The organism is Litorisediminicola beolgyonensis (assembly GCF_042679605.1).
Taxonomy (GTDB): Bacteria; Pseudomonadota; Alphaproteobacteria; order Rhodobacterales; family Rhodobacteraceae; genus Litorisediminicola; species Litorisediminicola beolgyonensis.
This window is the reverse complement of record NZ_JBHTMU010000016.1, coordinates 89,689-96,736: the sequence shown is the minus strand read 5'-3', so window position 1 is coordinate 96,736 and position 7,048 is coordinate 89,689. Positions and strand designations below refer to the sequence as shown.

Here is a 7,048-nt window from a genome sequence, read left to right as displayed (position 1 = left end):
ATGCGCCCGCGACACAACCTCGTCACTCGGCGCAAACGTCGCGTTCGGATCGTGATGACTCATCTCTGTCTCCTCCTCCAGGTTGCTGGCAAAACGCGATCGTGCAGCGTCCTGTTCCGCCGCCGTTCTAACGAAAAAGGCCGGGGGCAGGCGCCCCCGACCTTTCGGCAATGCCAAGCCGTTTCCCGAGGCTCAGATCGCCAGGTATTCGTGGCGCAGCTCCTCGTTCTCGAGAACCTCCGCCGCCGTGCCGTCATAGACGATGGACCCTGTGTCGAGGATGATCGCGCGGTCGGCGAGCTGCAGCGCGCGCACGGCGTTCTGCTCGACAAGGATCGTCGTCATGCCCTGCTCCTTGATGTGGCGCAGGGTCTTTTCGATCTCGTCGACGATGACCGGGGCGAGCCCCTCGTAGGGTTCGTCGAGCAGGAGCACCTTGATGTCGCGCGCCAGCGCCCGGGCGATGGCCAGCATCTGCTGCTCGCCGCCCGAGAGCGTCACACCCTCCTGTCGGCGACGCTCGCCAAGACGCGGGAAGAGCTCGTAGAGGCGATCGAGCGACCAGCCGATGGGTTCCTGGATCTGCGCGAGCTGCAGGTTTTCCTCGACCGTCAGGCCGGGGATGATGCGGCGATCCTCGGGCACCAGCCCGAGCCCCGCCACCGCCGCCTGATGGCTCGCCATCTTGTGGAGCGGCTGGTGGTCGAGCCAGATCTCGCCCTTCTGGACCTGCGGGCTTCCGAGCCGCGCGATGGAGCGCAGCGTCGTGGTCTTGCCCGCGCCGTTGCGGCCGAGAAGCGCCAGGATCTCCCCTTCGTGCACGTTGAAGGTGATGCCCTGGATGATGTAGCTCTCGCCGTAATAGGCGTGCATGTCCCAGACCGAGAGGTAGGCCGGGGCGGTCTCGGCGTGGTTGGCGTTCTTCGAGAAATCGGGACGGACGTTCATGGGGTCGCTCCTTTACGCCGCTTCGCCGAGATAGGCTTCCTTGACCTTCGGATGGCCCTTGATGTTCTCGGGCGTGTCCTCGACCAGGGGGGTCCCCTGCGCGAGCACCGTGATCCGGTCGGCGAGCGAAAAGACCACATGCATGTCGTGCTCGATGATGCACATGGTGATGTCGCCGCGCGCCTTGATGGTCTTGAGAAGCTCGATCGTGTTGTTGGTGTCGGCGCGGGCCATGCCCGCGGTCGGCTCGTCGAGAAGCAGGAGCTTGGGCTTCTGCACCAGGCACATCGCCATCTCCAGCCGCCGCTTGTCGCCGCGCGAGAGCGAGCCGGAATGGGCGTCGCGCTTGTCGAGCATGTTGACCTCGTCGAGCATGTGCTCGGCCTCGTCCATCAGGCTTTTCTCCGCGCGCACGTTCTCGATGGCGCGCAGCTTGAAGGCGCCGTCGCGGCGGGCGAGAACCGGGATCATCATGTTCTCGATCACCGTGAGATCGGTGAAGATCTCGGGCGTCTGGAACACGCGGGAGATGCCCATCTGGTTGATCTGGTAGGGCTTGCGGCCCAGGACCGAGCGGCCCGCGAAGCTCACCGATCCGGTGTCGGGGATGAGCTTGCCGACGAGGCAGTTCAAGAGCGTCGACTTGCCCGCCCCGTTCGGCCCGATGATCGCGTGCACCGTGTTCTCGGCGACCGACAGGTTCACGTCGCCCAGGGCCTGCAGGCCGCCGAAGCGCTTGTTCACGTCTTTGACTTCGAGGATACCCATGTCTTTCTCCTCACTCGGCCGGGGTCTGCTGCTTTGCGGCATCCGCCTCGGCATCCGAGGCGTTGGCGCCCTTGCGGCGGAACAGGTTGCGGATGCGCTGGCCGCCTTCGACGAGACCGCCGGGCAGGAAGATCACCACCGCCATGAAGAGAAGGCCGAGCGTCAGCGACCAGCCCTTGCCGACGAAGGGATGCACGATGGTGACAAGCAGGTCCTCGATCCCGTCGGGCAGGAAGGCGAACCACTGGTGCAGGACGCCGTCGTTGATCTTCGAGAAGATGTTCTCGCAGTACTTGATGAAGCCCGCGCCGAGGACCGGGCCGATCAGGGTGCCCGCGCCGCCGAGGATGGTCATCAGAACCACCTCGCCCGAGGCGGTCCACTGCATCCGCTCGGCGCCCGCGAGCGGGTCCATGCAGGCCAGGAGGCCACCGGCGAGACCGGCATACATGCCCGAGATCACGAAGGCCGCGAGCGTGTAGGGCCGGGCGTTCAGGCCGGTATAGTTCATCCGTTGCTGGTTCGATTTCACCGCCCGCAGCATCATGCCGAAGGGCGAGCGGAAGATGCGGATCGACAGGTAGAAGGCCACCAGCATGATCAGCGCGCAGAGGTAGTAGCCGACCGAGAACTGGAACTGCCAGGGCCCGAGATTCAGCACCTCGGTCGCGCGCATCTCCATGCCGAAGAGGCTCGTGACCGGGATGCCGCCATCGTCGGCCATCGACTGGCCGAGGATGCGCGGGTCGTTCAGCGACAGCTGCAGGCCGGTCTCGCCATTGGTGATCGGGGTGAGCACCGAATAGGCGAGGGCAAAGGACATCTGCGCGAAGGCCAGCGTCAGGATCGAGAAGTAGATGCCCGAGCGGCGCAGCGAGACGTAGCCGATCACCAGCGCGAAGAGGCCCGAGACGATCACCGACAGGATCAGCGCCGGGAGGACGTTCATCGTCAGGAGCTTGAACATCCACACCGCCGCGTAGGAGCCGACGCCCAGGAACGCGGCATGGCCGAAGGACAGGTAGCCGGTGAGGCCGAAGAGGATGTTGAAGCCGATGGCGAAGATCCCGAAGATCACGAAGCGCTGCATCAGATCCGGGTAGCCGGCATTGAACTGCGCCAGGCTCGACGAGGCCGGGAACGGGTTCAGGATGAACGGCGCGCAGAGCGTCAGGATCGCGACGAGTACCAGGAGCACGGCGTCTTTGCGGTCTAGTCCGAGCATTGTCTTATTCCTCCATCACGCCTTTGCGGCCCATCAGGCCACGCGGGCGCGTCAGCAGCACGACGATGGCGACGACGTAGATGACGATCTGGTTGATGCCCGGGATCAGGCTGATCACCTCGGTCATCGAGGCGAAGCTCTCGAGGATTCCCAAGAGGAAGCCGGCGAGCACGGCGCCCGGAAGGGACCCCATGCCGCCGACGACCACGACCACGAAACTCAGCACCAGGAAATCCATGCCCATGTGGTAGTTGGGAGAGTTGATCGGCGCGTACATCACGCCCGCGAGCCCCGCGACCGCGGCGGCGAGGCCGAACATGATCGTGAAGCGCTTGTCGATATCGATCCCCAGAAGACCCACGGTCTCGCGGTCGGCCATGCCCGCGCGGACCACCATCCCGAAGGTGGTGAACTGCAGGAAGGCGAAGACCGCACCGATGATCAGCGCCGCGAAGGCGAAGTAGACCAGACGCCAGTAGGGGTAGATGATGACGTTCGGGTCGAAGCCCAGAAGGACGCCGAAATCGAACGACCCGCGGAACGCCTCGGGGGCGGGGGTCGGGATCGGATTGGCGCCGTAGAAATACTTGATGATCTCCTGCAGCACGATGGCGAGGCCGAAGGTCACGAGGATCTGGTCGGCATGCGGGCGCTTGTAGAAGTAGCGGATCAGGCCGCGCTCCATCGCGAAGCCCACGGCGATCATGATCGGGATGGCGAAGATGATCGCCAGCGGCACCGACCAGTCGATGATCCCGGCGCCGAACTCCTCGCCGAACCAGGCTTGGACATAAGGGGTTTCGATCTTCGCGGGATTGCCGAGGAAGTCGGTCTTCGTCGGGTCTTCGGTGACGTAGCTCAGCGTCAGGATGCGCTGCAGCGTCACCGCGCAGAAGGCGCCGATCATGAACAGCGCGCCATGCGCGAAGTTCACCACGCCCAGCGTGCCGAAGATCAGTGTCAGTCCCAGCGCGATCAGCGCATAGGCCGAGCCCTTGTCGAGCCCGTTCAAGGTCTGGAGGATTATCGCGTCCATGGTCCCATCCGCTCGGGTTCAGCAGTAGATATGAAATGCGGGTGCACCCGGACGGCCAGGAGACCCGTCCGGGTGCGAACCGGAGCCGCGTTTGGTCAGGTGCGGCGGCTCCGGGACGTTGGCGATCAGGCGCCCGGGTTGCAGGACCCCAGCTGGCCGCCCGCGAACATCGGGTGCTCGCTGTCGTAGGTGACTTGCTCGACCGGGGTCGCCTCGACGATCTCCACGAGGTCGAACTCGTTCTCCGGGTTCTCCTTGCCGCGCACGACGATCACGTCCTTGAAGCACTGGTGGTCGGCGGCACGGTAGAGGGTCGGGCCGTTGCCGAGACCGTCGAACTCGTAACCTTCGAGCGCTTCGACAACCGCGCAGGGGTTGAACGACCCGGCACGGGCCACGGCGTCTGCATAGAGCAGGGTCTGCGCGTAGCAGGTGTGGGCAGCCTGGCTCGGCGGGAAGCCGTATTTCTCACCGAAGGACTTCACGAAGGCATTGGTGCCCTTGTAGCGCTCGCCCAGCTGGTTCTCGAGTTTCCAGTCCCAGGACTGCGAGCCGGGGATGCCGGCGATGTTCTGGCCTGCGCCGCGGGCCATCAGCTCGGAGTAGAGCGGCACGACGATCTCGAACTGCTTGCCGTTGGCCTGCGCTTCCTTGAGGCCGAACTGCACGGCGTTGGTCAGCGAGTTGACCATGTTTCCGCCGTAGTGGTTCAGGACCAGCACGTCGGCGCCCGAGTTCAGAACCGGCGCGATGTAGGACGAGAAGTCGGTCTGCGCCAGTGGCGTCAGCACGTTCTCGACGGTCTGCCAGCCAAGCGCCTCGGTCGCCGCGGCGATCGATTCCTGCTGCGACCAGCCCCAGGTGTAGTCGGCGGTCAGGTGATAGGCCTTGCGGTCGGTGCCGTAGAGGCCTTCTAGCACCGGTGCCAGCGCGGCAGCGGACATGTAGGCGTTGAAGAAGTGGCGGAAGCCGTTCGCCTTGCGGTCCTTGCCGGTGGTGTCGTTCGAGTGGGTCAGACCCGCCATGAAGATCACGCCGGCTTCCTGGCAGAGGCCCTGCACCGCGATCGCCACGCCCGAGGACGAGCCGCCGGAGATCATCACCGCGCTGTCCTTCTGGATCATCGACTGCGCCGAGGCGCGCGCCGCGTCCGACTTGGTCTGCGTGTCGCCGGTCACGAACTCGACCTTCTTGCCGAGGATGCCGGTGCCGTCGAGCGCGCTCGACGAGAAGGTCTGCATCATGCCGCCGTCGCCGCCACCGTTCAGGTGCTCGACCGCAAGCTCGAAGGCGCGCAGCTCGTCGGCACCTTCGTCCGCATAGGGTCCGGTCTGGGGAACGTTGAAGCCGAGCGTCACGGTGTCGCCGGTCGGCGCGTTGGTGAAGCCTTCGTGCTGCGCGGCGCTGAGATAGGTGGGCAGCGCAAGCCCTGCGCCGGCCACGGCACCCGTCTTCAGAACGCCACGACGCGTCAGTCTATCCATGGACATGGATCTCCTCCCAAATGGTTATTATCGGCATCCGGTGGCTCCTCTTCCGCCGGACGCAGGGCACGGTTAGGTGCTGGCAATAGTATGAGGAGCGGTCGTAAAAATACGCAACAAGCCGTTCGGGTAGCTCGCTTTTTTTGTCAAATAATGAACAGGCGCTTCCCTCCGATTGTAAATTTCATTATGTTGCGATGCAGAAAGCATTTGTTGTCGAAGGGCTAGGTCATGTCGCGCGACACGCTCACGGGCAGCCGCATCCGCGAACGCCGAACCATGTCGGGGCTGAAACAGGCCGAACTGGCCGAGCGCGCCGGAATCTCGCCCTCCTACCTCAATCTCATCGAGCACAATCGCCGGAGAATCGGGGGCAAGCTGCTCCTGAAGATCGCCTCGGTTCTCGAGGTCGAGCCCTCGGTCTTGACCGAAGGCGCCGAGGCCGCGCTGATCGCCGGGCTCCGCGAGGCCGCCGCCGATGCGCGCAGCGCCCAGCCCGAAACCGACCGCGCCGACGAGTTCGCGGGACGCTTTCCCGGCTGGGCCAACCTCCTTGCCGAGACCCGGCGCCGGGTCGACGGGCTGGAGCGCTCGGTCGAGCTCATGGCCGACCGGCTGACCCACGATCCCGAGCTCGCCGCGGCGCTGCACGAGATGCTCTCGACCGTGACCGCCATCCGCTCCTCGGCCTCGATCCTGGCCGAGCCGGGCGAGGTGGCGCCGGAATGGCAGGCCCGCTTCCTGCGCAATATCAACGAGGACAGCTCGCGCCTCGCCGAGACTAGCCGCGCGCTTGTGGGCTTTCTCGACGCCAACGAAAAGGACCGCTCCGACACCGGCGTGCCGCAGGAGGAGGTCGACGCGATCCTCGCCGATGCCGGGCACCGCTTCGACCAGCTCGAAACCGGCGGGGCCGAGCCCGACGAGCTTGCCGCCGAGCTGGGCGAGGGCGCGTCCGACATGGCGGTCCAGATGCTCACCCGCGTTCTGCGCCGTTACGCCGCCGATGCCCGGGCGCTGCCCGAAGAGCGGCTGGCGGGCGCGATCGATCCCGCCGATCCCGATCCCATCGCCGCCGCAGGGCGGCTCGGCGTCGATCCCGCCCAGCTCATGCGCCGCCTTGCCGCTCTCTCCGAGACACTTCTGGGGGAACCCGCGGGCCTCGCGATCTGCGACGCCTCCGGTGCGCTGACCTACCGGCGGCCGCTGCCGGATTTCCCGATGCCCAAGGCCGGTTCCGCCTGTCCGCTCTGGCCGCTCTTCGCGGCCCTGACAAGGCCCGCGATCCCGCTCGCGTATCTGGTCGAACAGCCGGGCCGGACGCCGCGCACCTTCAGGGCCGTCGCCATCGCCGCGCCCGCCGGGCCGGTCACGCTCGACCGCCCGCCGCTCTTCGAGGGGCACATGATCCTTCTGCCCTTGCGCGAGGCGCCATCGTCGCCCGCGACGGTGCTCCCGGTCGGAACGAGCTGCCGGATCTGCCCGCGCCCGGGCTGCCACGGCCGCCGCGAGCCGTCGATCCTCGGCGAAACCGGGCCAGAGGTGTTTTGACAGGACCCGCGTGAGGCTCCATAAAACGGAGCAGGG

6 protein-coding genes are annotated in these 7,048 nt (G+C 65.9%); 1 reads left to right on the top strand and 5 read right to left on the bottom strand.

What is annotated here, in order from left to right; genetic code table 11:
* Window positions 1-192: 192 nt before the first annotated feature.
* From ACFQ4E_RS10970 to ACFQ4E_RS10950, 5 genes are all read right to left on the bottom strand, one after another.
* On the bottom strand, window positions 193-948 hold the full coding sequence (locus tag ACFQ4E_RS10970; RefSeq protein ID WP_386803462.1) for an ABC transporter ATP-binding protein: 756 nt from the start codon (window positions 946-948) through the stop codon (window positions 193-195).
* Between the two features lie 12 nt (window positions 949-960).
* Window positions 961-1,716: an ABC transporter ATP-binding protein gene (locus tag ACFQ4E_RS10965; RefSeq protein ID WP_386803460.1), complete on the bottom strand. Its 756-nt coding sequence runs from the start codon at window positions 1,714-1,716 to the stop codon at window positions 961-963.
* Between the two features lie 10 nt (window positions 1,717-1,726).
* A complete protein-coding gene (locus ACFQ4E_RS10960) occupies window positions 1,727-2,941 on the bottom strand; it encodes a branched-chain amino acid ABC transporter permease (RefSeq protein WP_386803458.1) in 1,215 nt (404 codons plus the stop codon).
* A gap of 4 nt (window positions 2,942-2,945) precedes the next feature.
* Window positions 2,946-3,977, bottom strand: a complete 1,032-nt coding sequence (locus tag ACFQ4E_RS10955; RefSeq protein WP_386803456.1) for a branched-chain amino acid ABC transporter permease — start codon at window positions 3,975-3,977, stop codon at window positions 2,946-2,948.
* A 125-nt stretch (window positions 3,978-4,102) separates the two neighbouring features.
* On the bottom strand, window positions 4,103-5,467 hold the full coding sequence (locus ACFQ4E_RS10950) for a substrate-binding protein (protein WP_386803454.1): 1,365 nt from the start codon (window positions 5,465-5,467) through the stop codon (window positions 4,103-4,105).
* A 225-nt stretch (window positions 5,468-5,692) separates the two neighbouring features.
* On the opposite strand from ACFQ4E_RS10950, the gene ACFQ4E_RS10945 reads away from it, so the two are divergent.
* The gene (locus ACFQ4E_RS10945) at window positions 5,693-7,012 is read left to right on the top strand and encodes a helix-turn-helix domain-containing protein (protein WP_386803452.1); all 1,320 of its coding nucleotides are present in this window, start codon (window positions 5,693-5,695) and stop codon (window positions 7,010-7,012) included.
* Window positions 7,013-7,048: the final 36 nt, after the last annotated feature.